The sequence below is a fragment of the Streptomyces sp. NPDC004266 genome (genome assembly GCF_042874095.1).
In the GTDB taxonomy this organism is placed as follows: domain Bacteria; phylum Actinomycetota; class Actinomycetes; order Streptomycetales; family Streptomycetaceae; genus Streptomyces.
In genome coordinates this window covers 203,604-224,277 of record NZ_JBIAMM010000009.1, presented here as the reverse complement: position 1 = coordinate 224,277, position 20,674 = coordinate 203,604, and the positions used below count along the sequence as shown (strand labels likewise).

At 74.2% G+C, this 20,674-nt stretch carries 14 protein-coding genes; 8 read left to right on the top strand and 6 right to left on the bottom strand.

What is annotated here, in order from left to right; translation table 11 throughout:
• The first annotated feature begins 45 nt into the window (after positions 1 to 45).
• From ACFYUZ_RS22800 to ACFYUZ_RS22790, 3 genes are read left to right on the top strand one after another with little or no spacing between them, the layout of a single operon-like run.
• Positions 46 to 486, top strand: coding sequence for a DUF3995 domain-containing protein (locus tag ACFYUZ_RS22800; RefSeq protein ID WP_389312003.1), 441 nt, complete (start codon positions 46 to 48; stop codon positions 484 to 486).
• On the top strand, positions 473 to 994 hold the full coding sequence (locus ACFYUZ_RS22795) for an RNA polymerase sigma factor (RefSeq protein ID WP_389312001.1): 522 nt from the start codon (positions 473 to 475) through the stop codon (positions 992 to 994). Before ACFYUZ_RS22800 ends, ACFYUZ_RS22795 begins: the two co-directional genes overlap by 14 nt.
• Complete coding sequence (locus ACFYUZ_RS22790) at positions 991 to 1,449, top strand: hypothetical protein (RefSeq protein WP_389311999.1); 459 nt, start codon at positions 991 to 993, stop codon at positions 1,447 to 1,449. Before ACFYUZ_RS22795 ends, ACFYUZ_RS22790 begins: the two co-directional genes overlap by 4 nt.
• Here the strand turns inward: ACFYUZ_RS22790 and ACFYUZ_RS22785 are convergent.
• The 5 genes from ACFYUZ_RS22785 to ACFYUZ_RS22765 all read right to left on the bottom strand — a co-directional run bounded on the left by ACFYUZ_RS22785 (position 1,446) and on the right by ACFYUZ_RS22765 (position 6,232).
• Complete coding sequence (locus ACFYUZ_RS22785) at positions 1,446 to 2,864, bottom strand: amidase (protein WP_389311997.1); 1,419 nt, start codon at positions 2,862 to 2,864, stop codon at positions 1,446 to 1,448. The genes ACFYUZ_RS22790 and ACFYUZ_RS22785 overlap by 4 nt on opposite strands.
• A gap of 82 nt (positions 2,865 to 2,946) precedes the next feature.
• Positions 2,947 to 4,029, bottom strand: coding sequence for a chitinase (locus ACFYUZ_RS22780; RefSeq protein ID WP_389311995.1), 1,083 nt, complete (start codon positions 4,027 to 4,029; stop codon positions 2,947 to 2,949).
• 130 nt (positions 4,030 to 4,159) lie between these two features.
• Positions 4,160 to 4,981 (bottom strand): YhjD/YihY/BrkB family envelope integrity protein, encoded by an 822-nt coding sequence (locus ACFYUZ_RS22775; RefSeq protein WP_389311993.1) that lies wholly within the window; start codon positions 4,979 to 4,981, stop codon positions 4,160 to 4,162.
• A gap of 57 nt (positions 4,982 to 5,038) precedes the next feature.
• Complete coding sequence (locus ACFYUZ_RS22770) at positions 5,039 to 5,734, bottom strand: DUF6766 family protein (RefSeq protein WP_389311991.1); 696 nt, start codon at positions 5,732 to 5,734, stop codon at positions 5,039 to 5,041.
• An 81-nt stretch (positions 5,735 to 5,815) separates the two neighbouring features.
• Positions 5,816 to 6,232, bottom strand: a complete 417-nt coding sequence (locus tag ACFYUZ_RS22765) for a hypothetical protein (RefSeq protein WP_389311989.1) — start codon at positions 6,230 to 6,232, stop codon at positions 5,816 to 5,818.
• A 237-nt stretch (positions 6,233 to 6,469) separates the two neighbouring features.
• On the opposite strand from ACFYUZ_RS22765, the gene ACFYUZ_RS22760 reads away from it, so the two are divergent.
• On the top strand, positions 6,470 to 6,823 hold the full coding sequence (locus tag ACFYUZ_RS22760; protein ID WP_389311987.1) for a PRC-barrel domain-containing protein: 354 nt from the start codon (positions 6,470 to 6,472) through the stop codon (positions 6,821 to 6,823).
• On the opposite strand, the gene ACFYUZ_RS22755 is transcribed toward ACFYUZ_RS22760, so the two are convergent.
• Positions 6,824 to 8,152, bottom strand: coding sequence for an MFS transporter (locus ACFYUZ_RS22755; RefSeq protein ID WP_389312190.1), 1,329 nt, complete (start codon positions 8,150 to 8,152; stop codon positions 6,824 to 6,826).
• A 57-nt stretch (positions 8,153 to 8,209) separates the two neighbouring features.
• On the opposite strand from ACFYUZ_RS22755, the gene ACFYUZ_RS22750 reads away from it, so the two are divergent.
• From ACFYUZ_RS22750 to ACFYUZ_RS22735, 4 genes are all read left to right on the top strand, one after another.
• A complete protein-coding gene (locus ACFYUZ_RS22750) occupies positions 8,210 to 9,616 on the top strand; it encodes a PLP-dependent aminotransferase family protein (RefSeq protein WP_389311985.1) in 1,407 nt (468 codons plus the stop codon).
• A gap of 251 nt (positions 9,617 to 9,867) precedes the next feature.
• Positions 9,868 to 10,467 carry an RNA polymerase sigma factor gene (locus tag ACFYUZ_RS22745; RefSeq protein ID WP_389311983.1) on the top strand — a complete coding sequence of 200 codons (600 nt, stop codon included), beginning with the start codon at positions 9,868 to 9,870 and terminating at the stop codon, positions 10,465 to 10,467.
• Positions 10,464 to 10,820 (top strand): hypothetical protein, encoded by a 357-nt coding sequence (locus ACFYUZ_RS22740; RefSeq protein WP_389311981.1) that lies wholly within the window; start codon positions 10,464 to 10,466, stop codon positions 10,818 to 10,820. The genes ACFYUZ_RS22745 and ACFYUZ_RS22740 overlap by 4 nt, the downstream gene beginning before the upstream one ends.
• 359 nt (positions 10,821 to 11,179) lie before the next feature.
• Positions 11,180 to 20,560: a type I polyketide synthase gene (locus ACFYUZ_RS22735; protein WP_389311979.1), complete on the top strand. Its 9,381-nt coding sequence runs from the start codon at positions 11,180 to 11,182 to the stop codon at positions 20,558 to 20,560.
• Positions 20,561 to 20,674 lie beyond the last annotated feature (114 nt).

Sequence of the window (20,674 nt, the reverse complement as noted above, 5' to 3'; positions counted from 1 at the left end):
CGCCGGATCAGGGCTCGTTCACCATTCCGATACGGAGGGGACCCCATGGCGGTCATCGACATCCAGCGGCCTCGTGCGGCGGCCGGCGGGCGTGCCGTCGCCGTGCTGCTCGCCGTCCTCGCGCTGGCGCACGTCTACTGGGCGACCGGACTGACCTGGCCGGCCGCCGACGGGCGGGGGCTCTCGCTCGCCGTGCTCGGCAGCGTGGTGTCCTTCGGACCCGCGGTGGTGCTGCCGCTGGCCGCCCTCGAAGGGTGCGCCGCGGTCGCCGTGGCCGCGCACGCGCGCGGGGTGCGCGGCCGCCGGGTCCCGCGTCTCGTCACGTACGCCGTGGCCTGCGGGATGCTGCTGCGCGGCGCGGCCGGTCTGGTGTGGATCGTGGTCGGCCGGGACGGCTCCGGGGCGGCCTTCCCCTGGCTGAACGCGCTGCTGTACACGCCGCTGAGCCTGGTCGTCGGCTGGACGGCCCTGCGTGCCGCCCGCTGAGGCCGCCGGTCCCGTCGACCGGGGCGTCGCGCTGGTCCGGGCCGCCCGGCGCGGGGACACCCTGGCCCTGCACGACCTGCTCGACCACCTCACCCCGTACATCGCCCGGATCTGCCGGCCCATCGCCCTGGACGACGGACCGGACGCCACCCAGGAGGCCCTGGTCGCCGTCTTCACCTCGCTGCGGTCGCTGCGGGAGCCCGAGGCACTGTACGGGTGGGTGCGGGCGATCTCCGTACGGGAGGCGGTGCGGGTCGCCGGGCGGGCGGCGCGGGCGCGGCCCGCGGAGCTCCCGGACGTGCCGGAGCGGGGCGATCCGCAGCTGGCCGCCGACATCGACGACGTCCTGGCCCGGCTGTCGCCCGCGCACCGGGCGGTGCTCGTGCTGCGGGACGTCGAGGGGATGGACGAGGAGGCCGCGGCGGCGCTCCTCGGGGTGCCGGCCGGCACCGCGAAGTCCCGGTTGCACCGGGCACGGCAGAGCTTCCGAAGGGCGTGGTCCGCGTGAACGGCGACGGGGCGATGATCGACGACGTGCGGCGGCTTCGGGTCATGGGCGCCGGCGTCCGGGGCGCGCGGGTCGTGGAGCGGGTGCTGCCCGCGCCGCTCGCCGTGGTGTGGGGCGTCATGGGTGACCTGGAGGGCGGCTTCGGGGAGTTCCAGCCCGACATGCGGTCGGTGCGGGTGCTGCGCAGGGACGGCGACCGGGTGGAGGCCCTCGCCCGCAGCCGTTACGGTCTGCGGGCCCGTTTCCACGGGGTGCTGCGGCCGGGCTGGTGCTGGCTGCAGAGCCGGTTCCTGGTCATCGGGATGGCGGCGGTGGACGAGGGCGGCCGGACCCGGGTGGCGCTCACCGGCGGCGTCCGCGTCCCGGGGCGCGCCGCGCTGGTCCCGTTCGGGGCGCGCCGGGAGCTGGAGCGCGCCATGGCGCGCCTCGCCGAGCGGGTCGTCCGTCAGGACTAGGCCGTGTCCTGGATCCGGCGGAACGGGTGGTCCGCCTCCAGGGTGAACGCCACGTCCAGAAGGGTCCGTTCGCTGCCGGGGCGGCCGGAGAACATGACGCCGACGGGCAGTCCGTCCTCCGTCGTCCGGGTGCTGGGGAGCGAGATCGACGGGGTGCCGACGACGTTGTCGACCGGGGTGAACGCGACGTACTGGAGGATCCGCTCGATCAGCGTCGCGTACGGGACGGTCGGGGCGAGGTGGCCGATCGGCGGCGCCGGGTGGGCGAGGACGGGGGTGAGGAGGAGGTCGAGTCCGCGGAACGCCGCCGCGTACGCCGCCTTCGTGTGCTTCAGCCTCCGCAGCACGCCCGGGGTGCGCCGCCAGTTCTCCAGGTAGGCGGCGCGCAGGCCGCGGCTGAGGCCGTCCATGCGGTGGCGGTCGAAGTCCGTGCCGAGGGTCCGGCCGGTGGCGCCGAGGAGGAACGACAGCATCCCCCAGTAGGTGAGGAAGTCCTCGGTGAAGCGGGGGTCGATGGCCATCTCGACGGGTTCCACGCCGTGGCCGAGGCGTTCGAGCCTCGTCGCCGTCTCCGTGACGGCCTCCCGGGTGACGGTGTCGGAGGTGACGCCGTTCGGCGAGTCCAGCAGGAATCCGATGCGCAGCCGTCGTCCGGAGGGACCCTCGACCAGGCCGAGGGGCGGCAGCTTCGGGTTGCGCCAGTACGTCTCGGCGGCGGCGAGGAACGCGGCACTGTCCCGTACGGAGCGGCTCACGATGCCGTCGGCGACGAGGTCCAGGGGCAGTCGGCGGCTCTGGTCGTTGGGCACGACCCTGCCCCGGGTGGGCTTGAGGCCGACGAGCCCGCAGGCGGCGGCGGGGATCCGGATGGAGCCGCCGCCGTCGTTGGCGTGGGCGATCGGCACCGCTCCGGCGGCGACGAGGGCCGCGCTGCCGCCCGAGGAGCCGCCCGCGGAGTGGCCGGTGTTCCAGGGGTTGCGGACGGGCTCGGCGGTCTCGTACTCCGTGGTGGGGCTGAAGCCGAACTCGGGCAGCCTGGTCTTGCCGAGCACCGTGACGCCGGTGCTCAGGAACTGCCGGGCGAAGGGCGCGTGCCGTCGTGCCGGACCCGGGGTGAAGGCCGCGCTGCCGTGGCCGGTGGGCAGCCCCCGGTGGTCGGTGTTGTCCTTGACGAAGGTCGGGACGCCCGCGAAGGCGCCGTCGGCCGGGGCACCGGGCGCGGGGGCGTCGACGTGCGTCTGGACGGCGTGGAGCCGTTCCTCGACGGTCCGTACCCGCTCGGCCGCGTCCCGGGCGGCCTCGGCGGCGCCGACCTCGCCGCGGCGGATCGCCTCGGCGAGTCCGACGGCGTCGTGTTCCCCCAGGGCGTCGTCCCGGAAGGCGTGCACCCTGGTCTTCTCGTCGAAAGTCGTCACCGCTGCCTCAGCCCCCGGCCGTGTGGATGGTCGCCCACCATCATTGCCTACCAGTGGGTAACAGGCGAGGGGTCGGCGCGGATCAGCGCCCCTGGAGCGCCTTCACGTTGTCGCCGAAGGTCCAGCCCTTCGAGCCGTCCCAGTTGGCCGACCAGGTCATCAGGCCCTTGAGCGAGCCGCCGTAGTGGTTCCAGGCCTGGGCGACCGCCGACGGCGTCATGTGTCCGCCGCCGGCGCCCGGCTGGGCCGGGAGGCCGGGGACCTGCTTGTCGTACGGGACCCTGATGGTGGTGCCCTGGACGACCAGTCCGCGGTTCAGGCAGTCGGTCTGGGCGACGAACCCGGCGACCGTGCCGGCGGAGTAGGAGTCGCCGGAGCATCCGTACATGCTGCCGTTGTAGTACTGCATGTTCAGCCACCACAGGCGGCCGTTGTCCGCGTACTTCTTGACGATCGGCAGGTACGCGCCCCAGATCGAACCGTAGGCCACACTGCCGCCGGTGACGTACGCGGTCTCCGGCGCCATCGTCAGCCCGAAGCCCGCGGGCATGCGGGCCAGGACGCCGTCGATGATGCGCACCAGGTTGGCCTGCGAGGCGGACAGGGTGCCGATGCTGCCGCTGCCGACGAGACCGGTCTCGATGTCGATGTCGATCCCGTCGAAGTTGTACGTCTTCAGGAGGGGCACGACGGTCTCGACGAAGCGGTCGGCGACGGCGCGGGAGCTCAGGTCGATCCCGGCGGCGGCGCCCCCGATCGACAGCAGGATCGTCGCCCCGGCCGCCTTGGCACGGCACATCTCGGCCGGGGTGGCGACGCGGACGGTGCTGTCCATGCCGTCCTCCCACAGCACGGTCCCGTCCGAGCGGATGACGGGGAACGCGGCGTTGACGACGTTGTAGCCGTGGGCGGCGAAACGCGGGTCGTCGATGGGTGCCCAGCCGAACGGCGGGTGGACGCCGTTGGCGGAGCCGTCCCAGTTCTCCCAGTATCCCTGGAGCACCTTCCCGGCGGGCTTCGGCTTGAGGGCGCAGGTGTCGGCGGCGGACGACGGGGAGGGGGCGGGTTTCGCGCCTTCGGCGGCGGCGGGGCCCGCGAGGACCGCGGCGGCGAGCAGGGTGGCGAGCCCCGCTCCGAGGACACGGGTGATCCGGAGGCCTGGCATGCGTACTCCTGGGGACGTGGGGGGTCCTGGACGTGGCGCGCGCTCCAGGAGACCGTAAGTTGGTCCAGACCTTTCGTCAACCACCCTCACGCACAAGGGATTTACGACTCCGAGGGCGGACGCCCGGCCGTCACCGCCGTTTCCGCGCGCGTGTCAGGCGGGACAGCTCCCCGTCGGCCAGGCGGCCCGTGAGCGCGCCCCCGAACACCACGACGCCCACCGCGACGAGCCAGGTCTGGATGACGAGGAACGCGCCGAACGGGCCGTACGTGACGGCGCTGGAGGCGATCAGCGGGGAGAAGACGAGCTGGGAGAAGACCCTCAGGCCGAGCAGTCCGAGCGTGGTGCACACCGCCCCCGGCAGCAGGGCCGCCCACGGGACGCGCCCGTCGAGCAGCAGCCGCTGCGACCACCAGAAGAACAGCGTGCCGATCAGCAGCGTGACGGCCTCGCTCACCGGGGTGCCCTGCCAGAACGGGAAGACCGCGAAGAGGTGGAGGACCCCGATGAGCACGGCGAGCCACAGCACGTGCCGCCATCGGGTCCTCCAGTGGGCCGGAGGGAGGTCCCAGACCCTCTCGTACCCGCTCTGCACCGCCGTGCCGAACGTGATGCCGAAGACGGTGAGCAGGGCGAGGCCGAACGCCGTCGTGGTCCGCCGCACCTGGCCCGGCAGCGCGAACAGCCGCTCGATCTCCGCCCGGGCGGCGTCCGAGACCCCGATGCCGTCACCGAGCCACTGCGCGAACCCCTTCCCGCTGCCCGCACCCGCCGCCGACACGACGATCAGGAGCGGCACCAGCGTGAGGAAGGCGAGCGCCGCGAACCCCAGCGAGCGCTGCCACAGCCCGAGGTCCCTGGCCGGCGCCCACCGGTGCCCGGCCCGGAAGCGGCGGATCGCCCTCCGCGTCCGCCCGGCCCGGGGCCATCGCCCGGCGGGACGGGAGACCATCCCTCCACGGTAGGACCGCCCCGCGCCGGCAACCAGCGGGGCCGCCCGGCGCCGGCGTCAGCCCTCGACGCCGGTGGCCCCGTGCGAGGCGCCGACGGGCTTGGACTCGGGTGAACCGCGCTGGCGGAGGTAGACGGAGAGGATGGCCATCGACGCCACGGCCAGGAGCTCCGACTGCCAGTTCTGCAGGGACCGGTTCCAGAAGTCGGCGGAGGCGAGGTAGGAGGCCCAGGAGACGGGGGCCTGGAGCTGCCGCAGCCGCAGCTCGTTGAAGGCGGCCGCGCCGGAGACCGACTGGGCCAGCCAGGACAGCAGGAAGAAGACGGCCATGACGAGCCCCAGCGACCGCGAGTACACGGCCTGCCGCCAGTCCTTCGTGGCCGCCCAGCGGGGCGAGTCCGGCCGCGCGTGGTCACCCATGCGCTGGTCCCGCTCGCTCTCCGTACCCGCCTTGTGCAGCTCCTTGGACTCCGGCGAGCCACGCTGGAGCAGATAGACCGTGCCGAAGATGTAGAGGAAGAACTGCAGGAACTCCGACTGCCAGTTCTCGGTGACGTCGACGGCGAAGTCCGAGGACATCAGGTAGTCGCCGAGGCCGATCTGCTGGAGTCCCTGGACGGCGAGCTGTTCGTTGAACTCCGCGCGCCCGGAGACCGCCTGGGCGCCCAGGACGATCAGGAAGGCCGCCCCGAAACAGAGGGTGAGGCTGTTCGACCGCCAGAAGCCGCGCTCCCGGGAGCCGTCGGCCGTCACCGCTGCATCACCCCGATCGCGGTGAAGTAGGCGAGGCCGCCCACGATGGTCACCACGCACGCCACGAACAGGGTCTTCACGTCATGCCCCCTTCAGTACACAGCTGTACGGCGTGTCGCCCGGCTCGGGCGCGCATCCGGCGGCGGTGACCCGCCACCCCTCGTCGAACTGCGAGAGGAACAGCGTGTCGCCGTGGAGGCGGAGCAGCGCCTGTCTGCCGTGGACGTCCACGCCCCGCACTCCCCCGCCCCGCGGCAGGTCCTGCGAGGCCAGGGCCTGCGCGCAGGGCTTCTTCTCCTCCTCTTCGAGCTGGTCACGGCTCTCGGGAGCGAGGAGCTCGCAGGCCACCCGGAAGTTCCCCGACCCGAGGGACTCCTCGAAGAACCGGCCCGCCCGGGTCGCCCCGTCCCGGCGTGCCTGCGACGCGCCGCAGGCGGACAGGGCGACCACGGCCGCCGCCACTCCGAGGAGCAGCGGCACCCGCCGGAGCGCGGGCATCCGCCGGAGCGCGGGGGCCCGCCGGAGTGGAGCGGCTCCCGGGAAGGGGGGGACCCGCGGAGGCGGGGGGACTCGCAGGAACGGAGGGGCTCTCACTCTTTCAGCCTGACGCCGCGGTCGGCCGCGGCAAGCGCCGGGGGCCGAACGGGGGACCGCCCCACCCGTCCGGGCCCCGCGGGTGACGACGTGCGCGCGCCGGTGGGCCACGGGAGGATGGTGACGGAGAGGGGTGCCGTCATGAGCGAGTTCGACATCTGGAACTACCGCCCGAACACGGGGTACCGGCAGGGCGCCGACCTCGTCGGCTACAAGGTCGAGGCCACGGACGGCACCATCGGGAAGATCGACAGACACTCCGAGGACGTCGGCTCGTCCTACCTGGTCGTCGACGTCGGAGCCTGGATCTTCGGCCGGCGGGTGCTGCTCCCGGCCGGGACGATCGAGCTGATCGACACGGCCGAGGAGAAGGTCTACGTGGACCGCACGAAGGAGCAGATCAAGGCGGCCCCCGACTTCGACGAGGCGAAGCAGGGCGGTGAGCCCGGTTATCTGGAGCAGTTCGCCCGGTACTACGGCCAGCCGCACATGTGATCACGTCCCGCGCGGGCCCTCCGCGCGGCGGTCGCGCCGGGCCGGGACGAGGGCCGTGAGCATCAGGACGGCGGTGAGGACGAACGCCCACGGATAGCCGGTCCGGCCCGCGAGGAAGCCGAAGCCGACGGCCCCGACGCCCATGCCCGCGTCGAAGGCGAAGTTCCACAGGGCGCTGACCGTTCCGTAACCGGAGACGGGGACGCGCGCGTACATCAGCGTCAGGGTGGTGTTCTGCGTGACGCCGAAGCCGACCCCGAACAGGGCCACGCCGATGACGACGGCGACCGGACTGTGGGTGAGGGAGGTGAGCAGCGTTCCCGCGGCCGCGACGACGAGGCCGGGGACGAGGAGCGCGGCCGGCCCGTGCCGGTCGCCGTGCCGGCCGGCGACCCAGCGGGCGCCGGTCGCCGCCGCGGTCTGGGCGAACAGGGCCGTGGCGACGACGCCCCCGGAGGCCGACGGCACGGCGAGGGGGAGGAAGGTGACGAGGATGCCGGCGGCGAGCGCGGTGACGGAGAAGACGAGGACGGGCCGTGACAGCGCGGGCGTACGGAACCCCGCCGTCACCCCGATCGGCCGCCCCGGCCCCGGATCGCCGTCCGCACCCCGGTCCCCGTCGCCGTCCGCACCCCGGTCCCCGTCGCCGTCCGCACCCCGGTCCCCGTCGCCGCCCGGACCCCGGTCCGCGTCGCCGTCCGGGCCCTGGTCCGCGTCGCCGCTCGGGCCCTGGTCCGCCTCACGGTCCGGCAGGCCGGGCACCGAGACGACGGCGGCCAGCGCGGCCACGGCCCCGGCGGCGAACACCGGCCCGTACCCCACGTGCGCCACCAGCCACACGCCGAGCGGGAGCGCCACCAGTGAGGGGATCCCGGTCACGATGCCGACGAGCGCCAGGCCCTCCCCACGGCGCTCGGACGGGATGAGCGAGGCCGTCAGGGCGCCGCCCGCGACGACCGTGAAGGCGAAGCCCAGCCCGCGCAGGAGGCAGACCGCCGTGATCCAGGCCGCCCCGCCGGAGGCGGTGAGCGCGAAGGCGGGCGCGCCGAGGAGGAGGAGTCCCGCCCCCAGGACGAGGCGGTAGCCGAAGCGGGCGACGAGCCGGGGGGTGGCCAGCTCGCCTCCGACCGTGGCCAGCATCAGCGCGCCCGTGGTGAGCCCGGCGGCGTTTCCGCGGCCTCCTCCGGTCGCCTCGGCGTAGAGGGGGACGACCGACAGGAGCAGGTAGAAGCTCGTCGAGGCGCCGATGATCGAGACGAAGCGCAGCAGCAGGGGCCGCGTCACCAGGGGCGGCCGTGAAGCGGCGCCCTCCGCTTGGGAGTTGAGCATCTTGGTCACCCGGGTGACGCTAGGGCGCCGGGCTGGTCCTCAGTAAGATCCGATTCCATGCCTCTGGAGTGGTCCGGTCTCTCGCCCGAGCTGCTGTTGGTCGTCGACCGGGACAGCGGCGAGCCGCTGCGGACCCAGCTGGAGCTCCGGCTGCGGGACGCCGTCCGGACCGGGCGGCTGCGGGTGGGCGAACGTCTGCCGTCCTCCCGCGAACTCGCCCGGATGCTCGGGGTCTCCCGCGGCCTCGTGCAGGAGTGCTACGCCCAACTCCAGGCCGAGGGCTACCTCGTGACCCGCGTCGGCTCCGCCACCCGGGTCGCCGGCGGCGCGGCGCCGCCGCCGGCGACCGCGCCGGCACCGCCGGTCCCCTCGCCGCTCCTGGCCGACTTCACCTGGGGCGTCCCGGACCTGAGCGGATTCCCCCTCGCGGACTGGCTGTGGGCGACCCGCGAGGCGGCGCGCGCCATGCCGAAGTCGGCGCTGGGGTACGGGGATCCACGCGGCAGCGCGGAGCTCCGCGAGGTCCTCGCCGGATATCTGCGGCGGGTGCGCGCCGCCACGGCGGATCCGGAACGGATCGTGGTCTGCACCGGTTACGCGCAGGGCCTCGGGCTGGCCCTGCGCGCCCTGGCCGGGGCGGGTGTCCGCACGGTGGCGTACGAGGACCCCGGCTCACCGGCCACCGTCTCCTCGGCCGCGTCCCGGGCGGGCATGTCGGCGGTCCCCGTACCGGTGGACGAGTTCGGCATCGACGTGCGGGCGCTCGCCGCGACCGACGCCCGCGCCGTCGTCGTGACCCCCGCGCACCAGTGGCCCACCGGTGTCGCCCTGGCGCCCGAGCGCCGGCTCGCGCTGATCGAGTGGGCCAGGAGCCGGGACGCGGTGATCGTCGAGGACGACTACGACGCCGAGTTCCGTTACGACCGCGGCCCGGTGGGCGCCCTGCAGGGGCTCGCCGCGGACCGCGTGATCTCGCTGGGCACCGTGAGCAAGTCCCTCGCGCCGGCGCTGCGCATCGGATGGATGCTGTGTCCGGCCGCGCTCACCGGGGCGATCGTCGAGCAGAAGCAGCTGAGCGACCGCGGCTCGCCCACCCTCGATCAGCTCGCCCTCGCGACGCTGATCGAGTCCGGGCGCTTCGACCGGCACCTGCGACGGATGCGGGCGACCTACGCGGCACGGCGCTCGGTCCTGGTGGCCGCCCTCGCCGAGCACGCCCCCGGCGCCGGGGTGACCGGTCTCGCGGCGGGCTTCCACGCGGTCGCCCGTCTCGCCGGGCCGACCGACGAGGGGGCCCTCGTCGCCGCCGCCCGCGCCCGGTCCGTGGGCCTCTACGGCATGAGCGCCTGCCGCGCCGCGCACGCGCCGGGGCCGGTGCGGCTGGTCCTGGGCTTCGGCAACGTCGGCGAGCGTGCCATCACCGCGGGTCTGGCGGCTGTCGGCGACCTCCTCCGCGGCCGGTAGCGGGCGCCCCGGACCGGTTCGGAAAAAACTTCGGAGGAAGGCGAATCCTCTCGGCACCTCCCCGTCTCTTATGTGTGTACCGGCCGAACGGGCCGGAGGAACACGGAGGGAACAGCAACTATGTGGACTGCCATCATCGTGGTCGGCGTCGTGCTCGTGGGTGCGTGCAGCTGGCACCTGATGCGACGCTTCAACAAGAGCCGCACCTGACCAGCGCCTGTGCGCGGGGCGCCTTCCGGTATGAGTAGCACATGAACCAACGCTTCCCCTGGCCCGACGAGCGGCTGATCAAGGCCGCTCAGGACGGCGACGTCACGTCGCTCACCACCGTCGTCATGGAATCGCAGCCGCATGTGCGCAAGTTCGCCATATCCCTGTGCGCCTCGCCGCAGGACGCGGAGGACGCGGCACAAGAGGCGCTGATCATCCTCTACCGGAAGATCGGCACCTTGCGGGCCACCGGCGCGCTCGCCTCGTGGATGTTCCGGATCGTCCGCAACGAATGCCTCCGGCAGGTGCGGCTGCTCATCGCCATGCGCGAGGAGCACTCGGCCGAGCCGGAGGCATGGGCGGAGCGGTCCGCCGAGGAGGCCGTGCTGTACCGGCTGGAGGTGGAGCGGATCGCGGCCGCGGTCAGCGCCCTTCCCCGTGAGCAGCGGCAGGTCCTGATCATGCGGGACGTGCAGGGCCTGCCGGGCAAGACCGTCGCCCACACGCTCGGCCTGAGCACCGCCGCGATGAAGTCACGGCTGCACAGAGCACGCGCGGCGCTGCGTCACGCGCTGGAAGCGACCGACCAGGCACCAGATCAAGCCATCGACCGACCAGTCGAAGGAGACTCACGCCCATGAACACCGTGAACATCGTGAAGCCCCCCGAGGGCACGAAGTCCCCGGTCATCGCACCGGTCACGGTCGCCGCCCCGTCCGCGGCGCCGAACTTCGCCAGCAAGTCCGTCCCGCGCCACCTGGCGCGCGGCGTCATCGGCTTCGGCCTCATCATCGGTTCGATCGCGATGGTGCCCGTCGCCGGCCCGGCCACCCTGCTGGCGGCCCCGCTGGCCCTCATCGCCTTCCGCGGCTGCCCCACCTGCTGGATGGTCGGCCTGGTGCAGACCATCTCGCGGGGCCGCCTGGAGCGTCAGTGCGTGGACGGCGTCTGCACGCTGACCAAGGCCGAGCACTCGGCGGCGAAGGCCAAGTAGGGCCCCTGCCTCCTGCCCCGGTCCGACGTCCCCCCTCCTTCCGGAGGTGGCGTCACCGGGCCGGGAGGCTTCGGCTGTCCGTGAACATGGCGTGAAACAACTCCCCCGGGGAAGACCTCAAAGCGTTTCTTTGATTACCCATCACATTCATTTTGCGTGCCAACCCCCCGCTCTGGCCATTGGTTTACGGAGCGCCCCCTCGGTGCTAGGGTCCAAAACGAGATTGAGAATGGCAGGGCCGCCGAGTCGGCAACGCCGTTGATCGTGCTTCACGGGGGGAGCAGAACACCATGATCCGCCATGCCCAGATTGAGGCGGCAGCACCACAAAACGACACGGGAAGCCTGACGCCCGATCAGATGGACGACCGGACCGTCGCCGTCGTCGGGCTTTCCTGCCGTTTTCCCGGCGGGGCGAACCCCGCCGAATTCTGGAATCTGCTCAGGAACGGCCGTGACGCCATAGCGGAGCCGCCCGCGGATCGCGCGCACCTCGGCGCCCTGGACGACGGATCGTCGCGCCCCGGCGGTTTCCTGCCCCGCGTCGACACCTTCGATGCCGAGTTCTTCGGCATATCCCCGCGTGAAGCCGCCGCGATGGACCCGCAGCAGCGACTCGTGCTCGAGCTCGCCTGGGAGGCGCTGGAGGACGCCCGCATCCTCCCGGCCTCGCTCGCCTCCACCGCCACCGGCGTCTTCGTCGGCGCGATCGCCGACGACTACACGACCCTCACCCACGCGGCCGGCCCCGAAGCCACCTCCGCGCACACGGTGACCGGCTTACACCGGGGCATCATCGCCAACCGGGTCTCCTACGTCCTCGGGCTCCAGGGACCGAGCATGGTGGTCGACAGCGCGCAGTCGTCGTCGCTGGTCGCGGTGCATCTGGCCTGCGAGAGCCTGCGCCGCGGCGAGTCCGTGACCGCGCTGGCCGGCGGCGTCAACCTCAACCTCGCGCCGGAGAGCACCCAGGCCCTGGCGGCCTTCGGCAGCCTCTCGCCCGATGGACGATGTCACAGCCTCGACGCCCGGGCGAACGGCTACGTCCGGGGTGAGGGCGGCGGCGTGGTGGTGCTGAAGCTCCTCAGCCGGGCCATCGCCGACGGGGACCGCATCCACTGTCTGCTCCACGGTGGGGCCGTCGGCAGCGACGGCGCGAGCGACACCCTTCCCACCCCCGACGGAAAGGCCCAGGAACGCGTCATACGTGACGCCTGGGAAAACTCCGGGATACCGCTGGAACAAGCGCAGTACGTCGAAATACACGGGTCGGGCACCCGGGTCGGCGATCCCGTGGAAGCCTCTGCCCTGGGTGCCGTATTCGCCTCGTCCCGCACTCCGGACAACCCGCTTCTCCTCGGATCCGTCAAGACGAACATCGGCCACCTCGAAGGCGCCGCGGGCATAGCGGGGCTCGTCAAGACGATTCTCTGCCTCAAAGAGCGGGAAATCGTTCCCACTCTCAACTATCAAACTCCCAATCCTCAGATCCCCTTCGAGGAGTTGCGGATCGCCGCCGCCACGGAAACCGGTCCGTGGCCGAATTCTGACGGACCGCTCTTCGCGGGCGTGACATCGGTCGGAATGGGTGGTACGAACTGCCATCTGGTCCTCGGAGAATGGCGGGGGGACGCCTCCCCGGCCGTCGAGGACAAGCCTCGGGAGACAGAGGCGTCGGACGCCTCCGACACCCTCGCATGGGTGATTTCCGGCCGCGGCGACAAGGCCCTGCGCGCCCAGGCCGCCCGGCTCCGGGAACACCTCGCCGAACGTCCGGAACTCGACGCCGCGGAGGTCGCCCGGGCCCTCGCCCACGATCGCACCGCCTTCACCCACCGCGCCGTGCTGACCGGCTCCGGCCGTGACGAGCTGCTGACCGCCCTGGACGCGGTCGCCGACTCCCGGGGCACCCAGGCCACGGTCGAGGGCAGCAGCCACCGGACCGTCCGCGAGGCGGTGTTCGTCTTCCCCGGGCAGGGCTCGCAGTGGGCCGGCATGGCCGCGGAACTCCTCGACGGCTCCCCCGTGTTCGCCCGGGTCGTCGAGGACTGCGAGCGCGCGCTGCGCCCGTACCGGGACTGGTCGCTGACCGATGTGCTGCGCGGACGCCCCGGCGCGCCCTCGCTCGACCGCGACGACGTCGTGCAGCCCGCGCTGTGGGCCGTGATGGTCGGACTCGCCGCGCTGTGGCGGGCGGCGGGTGTCGAACCCGCCGCGGTCGTCGGCCACTCGCAGGGCGAGATCGCCGCCGCCACCGTCAGCGGCGCCCTCACCCTGGACGACGCCGCCCGGCTGATCGCCGTGCGGAGCACCGCCCTCGGCGCGCTCGCCGGGCTCGGCGGCGGCATGATGACCGTGGGACTGCCCGCCGACCGGGTCCGCGAGGACCTGGCCGGATTCCCGCGTCTGAGCGTGGCGGCCGTCAACTCGCCCGACATGACCGTGGTGGCCGGCGACGGGGACGACCTGGACGCCCTGGCCGCGCGGTACGGCGAGGAGGTGCGCACCCGGCGCATCCCGGTCGCCTACGCCTCGCACAGCCCGCACGTCGACGCCGTGCGCGACACCCTGCCGGCCGAGCTGGCCGGGATCGCGCCGCGCGCCGGGAGCGTGCCGCTGCGCTCCACCGTGACCGGCACCGCCCTCGACGGCTCCGAGCTGGACGTCGACTACTGGTACCGCAACCTGCGCGAGCCCGTGGGGTTCGAGCCCGCCGTCCGGGCGCTCCTCGACGCCGGGCACGAGCTGTTCATCGAGATGAGCCCGCACCCCGTCCTGGCGCTCGCCGTCCAGCAGACGGCGGAGGCCGCCGACCTGCCGGTCGCCGCGCTCGGCACCCTGCGGCGCGGGGAGGGCGGACGGCGACGGCTGCTGCTCGCGTTCGGCGAGGCGTTCTGCCACGGCGCGGAGGTGGACTGGTCCGCCGTCCTGCCCGCCGGCACCACCCGCGCCGAGCTGCCGACGTACGCCTTCCAGCGCCGCCGCCACTGGATCTCCGGGCAGCCCCACGCCGCCCGGGCCCTGACGCCGGCGCAGCGGCCCGCGGTGCTCCCGGAGGACACCGCGGTCGCCCCCGAGACCGAGCCGGACCGCTCGCTGACCGGCCCGGCCGCCCTGGAGCTGGTACGGACGCACACCGCCGCCGTGCTCGGCTACGACTCCGCCGCCGAGGTCGAACCCCGGCGGACCTTCAAGGAGTCGGGCATCGACTCGGCGATGGTCGTCGAGCTGCGCAACCGGCTCGTCGCCGCCACGGGGCGCAGGCTCCCCACCACCGTCGTGTACGACCACCCCAGCCCCGCCGCGCTCGCCGCCCTGCTCGCCGACGCGCCGCAGGAGGCCGGGACGGCGCCCGAGGCCCGTACCGACGAGGACGACCCCGTCGTGATCGTCGGCATCGGCTGCCGCTTCCCGGGCGGGGTGGACTCGCCCGAGGCGCTGTGGCGGGTCGTCGCCGAGCAGCGCGACGTCATCTCGGGCTTCCCGGCCGACCGGGGCTGGGACCTCGACGGCCTCTACCACCCCGACCCCGCGCACGTGGGCACCACCTACGTCCGCGACGGCGGATTCCTCGAAGGCGCCGCGGAGTTCGACGCCGAGCTGTTCGGGATCTCGCCGCGCGAGGCGCTGGCGATGGACCCGCAGCAGCGCGCCTACCTGGAGGTATGCTGGGAGGCCCTGGAGCGGGCCGGGATCGCCCCCGACTCGCTGCGCGGCACCCAGACGGGCGTGTTCGCCGGCGTCATGGCCCAGGAGTACGGTCCGCGGCTCGGCGAGGCGGGCGCGGGTGCCGCCGGGTTCGGCCTGACGGGCACGACGTCCAGCGTGGCGTCGGGTCGCGTCGCCTACACGCTCGGTCTGCAGGGCCCGGCCCTGACGGTGGACACGGCGTGCTCGTCGTCGCTGGTCGCCCTGCACCTCGCCGTCCGCGCCATCCGGTCGGGCGAGTGCTCGCTCGCCCTCGCCGGCGGTGTGACGGTCATGTCGACGCCGGGCATCTTCGTCGAGTTCTCGCGTCAGCGGGGGCTCGCGGCGGACGGGCGGTGCAAGTCGTTCTCGGCGGACGCGGACGGCACCGCCTGGGCCGAGGGCGTCGGCGTCCTCGTCGTCGAGCGCCTCTCCGACGCCCGGCGGCTCGGGCACGAGGTGCTGGCCGTCGTGGCGGGCACGGCCGTCAACCAGGACGGCGCCTCCAACGGCCTCACCGCCCCCAGCGGCCCCGCCCAGGAGCGCGTGATCCGCGCGGCCGTGCAGGACGCCGGGGTGTCCTTCTCCGGTGTGGACGCCGTCGAGGCGCACGGCACGGGCACGGTCCTCGGCGACCCCATCGAGGCGCAGGCCCTGCTCGCCACGTACGGCAGCGAGCGTGACGGTCAGCCCCTGATGCTCGGGTCCCTGAAGTCCAACCTCGGACACGCGCAGGCCGCCGCGGGTGTCGGCGGCGTCATCAAGATGGTGATGGCGATGCGCCACGGCGAACTCCCCGCCTCCCTCAACGTCGGCAAGCCGAGCGAGCTGGTGGACTGGGCCGCCGGTGGCGTCGAGGTGCTCACCGAGCCGCGCCCGTGGCCCGCCGAGGAGGGCAGGGTCCGGCGCGCCGGCGTCTCCTCCTTCGGCATCAGCGGCACCAACGCCCACGTCGTCCTGGCGGAAGCCCCCGCCGGGCCCCTCACGCCCGGGACCGGCTCCGGGGACGACGGCGACCACCCGCTGTGGGTGCTGTCCGGACGTACCGAACCGGCGCTGCGCGCCCAGGCCGCCGCGCTCGTCGACGCCCTCGACGGCCTCGACGGGGTGTCCGACCGTGACCTCGGCCGCGCCCTGGCCACCACCCGTACCGCCCTCGACCACCGCGCGGCCGTCACCGCCGAGGACCACGAGGAGGCCGTCGCGGCACTGGCCGCGCTCGGCCGCGGCGAAGCGCACTCCGCGCTGGCCGTCGGCACGGCACGCACCGACGACGGTCTCGCCTACCTCTTCACCGGCCAGGGCAGCCAGCGCGTCGGCATGGGACGCGAGCTGTACGAGTCCGAGCCGGTCTTCGCCGCCGCCCTCGACGCGGTGTGCGCCGAACTCGACGCCTGCCGCGCCTCCGTGCCGGGCACGCCGCCGATCCGCGACGTGATGTTCCACGACGCCGAGGCGCTCGACCGCACCGAGAACACCCAGTGTGCCCTCTTCGCCCTCCAGGTCGCGCTGTTCCGGCTCCTGGAAGACCGGGGACTGACCCCCGACGCCGTGCTCGGCCACTCCATCGGCGAGTTCGCCGCCGCTCACGTCGCCGGGATCATCACCCTGCCCGACGCCTGCGCCCTGGTCACCGCGCGCGGCCGGCTCATGCAGGCCCTGCCGTCCGGCGGCGCCATGACGGCCGTCCAGGCCTCGCAGGACGAGGTCGCCCCGCTCCTCGAAGGCCGCGGGCACGAGGTGAGCATCGCCGCCGTCAACGGCCCCCTGGCCGTCGTCGTCTCCGGCGACGTCGAGGCCGTCGAGGAGGTCGCCGCCACGTTCGCCGCCGCCGGCCGCAAGACGCGCCGGCTCGTCGTCAGCCACGCCTTCCACTCCCACCGCATGGACGGGATGCTCGACGCGTTCGCCGCCGTCACCTCGACGGTGCGGTACGCGGAGCCGCGCGTCCCGATGGTGTCCACGGTCACCGGCGAGCCCGTCGAGGTCACCGCCGACTACTGGGTGCGTCAGGTGCGCCGGGAAGTGCGGATGTCCGACGGCCTCGCCGCGCTCCACGGGCTCGGGATGCGGACCTTCCTCGAACTCGGCCCCGACGGCGTGCTGTCGGCCCTGGGACAGGACTGTCTGGACGACGAGGCGCTGGCGTTCGTGCCGGTGCTGCGCCGCGGCCGGTCCGAGCGCCGCACCCTGGCGTCCGCGCTCGGCACCCTGCACGTCCGCGGCCGCAGCCCCGACTGGCAGGCCGTCTTCGGCCCGGGGCGGACGCCCGCCCTGCCCACGTACGCCTTCCAGCGGGAGCGCTACTGGCTCACCGCGCACGGCACCGAAGGGCCGGCCGGACACCCGCTGCTCGGCCCCGCCGTCGAGCTCGCCGAGTCCGGGCAGACCGTCCTGACCGCCCGGCTCGGCCGCCGCACCCACCCCTGGCTCGCCGACCACGCCGTCCTCGGCTCGGTCCTGCTGCCCGGCACCGCCTTCCTCGAACTCGCCGCCCGCGCGGGCTCTCAGGCCGGGACGCCCCGGATCGCCGAGCTGACCCTCGTCGCCCCCCTGGTGCTCCCCGACGAGGGCCGCACCGAGGTGCAGGTCGTCGTGGCCGCACCCGGCGACGACGGGCAGCGGACGGTGACCGTGCACGCCCGCACCGAGACGCCGGACGGCGCCGTCGAGCCGTGGACCCTGCACGCCACCGGCGCGCTCGCCCCGCACGACGGAGCCTCCGCGTCCGCCGCGGCCCGGCCCGCCGGCGAGGGCGAACCGCTGACCGTCGACGGCTGCTACGAGGAGCTGGCGGCCTCCGGATACGCCTACGGCCCGGTCTTCCAGGGCCTGCGCGCCGCGTGGCGGCACGGCGCCGACCTGGTCGCCGAGGTCGCCCTGCCGGCCTCCGTCACCGACGCCGCCTCCTACGGGCTGCACCCGGCGCTGCTCGACGCGGCCCTGCACCCGATCGTGATGACCGCGCTCGACGACGGCGGCCGTCGTCTGCTGCCCTTCTCCTGGCGCGGCGTGACCGTCCACCAGCCCGGCGCCCGTGCCGGCCGCGTGCTGATCCACGGCACCGGACCGGACGCGGTCTCCCTGACCCTGCTCGACGAGTCCCACGCGGTCGTCGCCGAGGTCGAGGAGCTCGTCCTGCGCCCGGTGAGCGAGGACGTGGCCGTCCCGCGCTCGCTCCACCGCCTGGACTGGAAGCCGGCCACGGCGGACGGGGAGGAGTCCCCGCGCTCCGTCGCCCTCGGCTCCGCCGACCTGGGTGTCGGCCCGCGGTACGCCGACCTCACCGAGCTGGGACAGGCCGTCGACGCGGGCCTGCTCGCGCCGTCGGTCGTCCTCGCACCGCTCACCGCGCTCGCGGACGGTCCGACGGCCGACGCCGGACTCCCGGTGCACCGCGCGCTCGGCCTGCTCCAGGAGTGGCTGGCCGACGACCGGTTCGCCGACTCCCGCCTGGTGCTCGTCACCCGGGCGGCCGTGGCCACGGCACCGGACGCCGACGCTGATCCCGACCTCGCGGCCGTGTGGGGTCTGGCACGCTCGGCGCAGACCGAGAACCCCGGGCGGGTCGGACTCCTGGACGTGGAGACGGCGGAGGACTGCCGTACGGCACTTCCGCTGATCGGCGCCGAGCCGCAGCTCGCCGTACGGGACGGGGCCCTGTTCGTGCCCCGGCTCGGCACGGCGACGGCCGGCGGCACCCTGGTCCCCCCGGCCGGCACGGCCGCCTGGCGGATGGTGGTGCGCGAGCGCGGGACCCTGGACCACCTGGCCCTCGACCCCTTCCCGGAGGCCCTGGCCCCGCTGGGCGACGGCGAGGTCCGCATCGCCGTGCGCGCCGCCGGCGTCAACTTCCGCGACGTCCTGGGCACGCTGGGGCTCTACCCCGGCGACCCCGGTCCGCTCGGCCTCGAAGGGGCCGGTGTGGTCACCGAGGTCGGGCCCGGCGTCACCGGTCTCGCCGTCGGCGACCGGGTCATGGGCCTGCTCTCCGGGGCGTTCGGTCCGACGGCCGTCGCCGACCACCGGCTGGTCGCCGTCATGCCCGCCGACTGGACGTACGCCCAGGCGGCGTCCGCGCCCATCGTGTTCCTCACCGCCTACCACGCCCTGGTCGACCTCGCCGGCCTGACCGCGGGCGAGCGCGTCCTGATCCACGCCGCCGCGGGCGGCGTCGGCATGGCCGCCGTCCAGCTGGCCCGGCACCTGGGTGCCGAGGTCTACGGCACCGCGGGCCCCGGCAAGTGGGACGCCCTGCGCGACCTGGGCCTGGAGGGGACGCACCTGGCGTCGTCCCGCACCCTGGAATTCGAGACCGCGTTCGGCGCGGCCACCGAGGGCCTCGGCATGGACGTCGTGCTGAACTCCCTCGCCGGCGAGTTCGTGGACGCGTCCCTGCGGCTGCTGCCGCGCGGCGGCCGCTTCGTGGAGATGGGCAAGACCGATCTGCGCGACCCGGCGGTGATCGCGGCCGAGCACCCCGGGGTGGACTACCGCTTCTTCGACCTGCTCCAGGAGCCGGCCGAGCGGATCGGCGAGATGCTCACGGCGGTCATGGGCCTGCTGTCGTCGGGGTCCCTGAGGCCGCTGCCGGTGAGCACCTGGGACGTCCGCCGGGCGCCGGAGGCCTTCCGGTACGTCAGCCAGGCACGCCACGTCGGCAAGGTCGTCCTCACCCTGCCCGCCGCCCTCGACCCCGAGGGCACGGTCCTGGTCACCGGTGCCACCGGTGCCCTCGGCGGACTGGTCGCGCGGCACCTGGTCACCGAGCACGGCGCCCGCCGTCTGCTCCTGGTCAGCCGCCGCGGCGCCGACGCGCCCGGTGCGGAGGAACTCGCCTCCGAGCTCAACGGCTTGGGCGCCGAGGTCGTCCTCGCGGCCTGTGACACCGGCGACCGCGACGCGCTCGCGAAGCTGCTGGCCGGCGTACGGCTCACCGCCGTCGTCCATGCCGCCGGAGTGCTCGACGACGGCGTGGTCACGGCGCTCACCCCCGAACGCCTCGACACCGTGCTCGCCGCCAAGGCCACCGCGGCCCGGCACCTGCACGAGCTGACCGCCGACCAGGACCTCGCGGCCTTCGTCCTCTTCTCCTCCGTCATGGGCGTCATCGGCGGCGCCGGCCAGGGCAACTACGCCGCGGCCAACGCCTACTTGGACGCCCTGGCCCAGCACCGCGCGGCGCGGGGGCTCCCGGCGCTGTCCATGGCCTGGGGCATGTGGGCGGACACCGCGGGAAGGCCGGGCGCCGCCGGAATGGCCGGCACCCTGTCCGAGGCCGACCTGGTGCGGATCGCCCGCAGCGGCCTCGCGCCCATCGACCGGGCCGAGGGCCTGGCCCTGCTCGACGCGGCACTGCGCGTGGACTCCCCCGCGCTCGTACCCGCGCCGATCGACCGGGCGGCGCTCGGCGCCCTCGGCGACCGGCTGCCCACCGTGCTGCGGGACCTGGCCCCGGCCGCCCCGCGACCGGCACAGGACTCGCCGGCCGCGGCCGCGCCCCGCGCGACCGAGACCCTGCGCGACCGGCTCGCCGTGCTGAGCCCGGCCGAGCGGGAGGAGCTGCTCCTCGACCTCGTCCGGGTGCAGGCCGCCGCCGTGCTCGGCCGGTCGTCCGCCGCCGGCATCCCCGCCGACCGGCCCTTCAAGGACATGGGCTGCGACTCGCTCACCCTCGTGGAACTCCGCAACAGGCTGCAGACCGCCGCCGGTCTGCGGCTGCCCGCCACCTTCCTCTTCAACTGCCCGACCCCGCTGGCGGTCGTGGCCCACCTCCACGCCGAACTCGCCCCGGCCGAAGCGGAATCCGCCGTGGACTCCACCGGCTCGACGTCCACCCCCGGCCTGGCCGAACTCGACCGCCTGGAGGCGGCGCTCGTCGAGCTGCCGGACGACACCCGGGACGACGTCCGGACCGAGATCGTCCAGCGGCTCCAGGCACTGGTGGCCCGGATCCCCGCCCAGCGCACCCAGGCCGACGAGGACGACCTGTCCGCGCGGGTCCAGTCGGCCTCGGTCGACGAACTCCTCGCGTTCATCGACTCCGAACTCTGATCCCGCGTCCGCGAAGCCGGACCCTCACTCTGCTCATCCTGTTCGACGCGCGCGGCGTGCTCCGGCACGCCGCCCGGGCAGCCATGTCCGCACCGCGCGCACGTACGGCTCCAC

Coding starts and splice junctions, on each gene's coding strand:
- ACFYUZ_RS22740 (WP_389311981.1), top strand. CDS start 10,464: ATGAACACCGTGAACATCGTGAAGCCCCCCGAGGGCACGAAGTCCCCG.
- ACFYUZ_RS22800 (WP_389312003.1), top strand. CDS start 46: ATGGCGGTCATCGACATCCAGCGGCCTCGTGCGGCGGCCGGCGGGCGT.
- ACFYUZ_RS22775 (WP_389311993.1), bottom strand. CDS start 4,981: ATGGTCTCCCGTCCCGCCGGGCGATGGCCCCGGGCCGGGCGGACGCGG.
- ACFYUZ_RS22780 (WP_389311995.1), bottom strand. CDS start 4,029: ATGCCAGGCCTCCGGATCACCCGTGTCCTCGGAGCGGGGCTCGCCACC.
- ACFYUZ_RS22765 (WP_389311989.1), bottom strand. CDS start 6,232: ATGCCCGCGCTCCGGCGGGTGCCGCTGCTCCTCGGAGTGGCGGCGGCC.
- ACFYUZ_RS22760 (WP_389311987.1), top strand. CDS start 6,470: ATGAGCGAGTTCGACATCTGGAACTACCGCCCGAACACGGGGTACCGG.
- ACFYUZ_RS22745 (WP_389311983.1), top strand. CDS start 9,868: ATGAACCAACGCTTCCCCTGGCCCGACGAGCGGCTGATCAAGGCCGCT.
- ACFYUZ_RS22755 (WP_389312190.1), bottom strand. CDS start 8,152: ATGCTCAACTCCCAAGCGGAGGGCGCCGCTTCACGGCCGCCCCTGGTG.
- ACFYUZ_RS22750 (WP_389311985.1), top strand. CDS start 8,210: ATGCCTCTGGAGTGGTCCGGTCTCTCGCCCGAGCTGCTGTTGGTCGTC.
- ACFYUZ_RS22735 (WP_389311979.1), top strand. CDS start 11,180: ATGGACGACCGGACCGTCGCCGTCGTCGGGCTTTCCTGCCGTTTTCCC.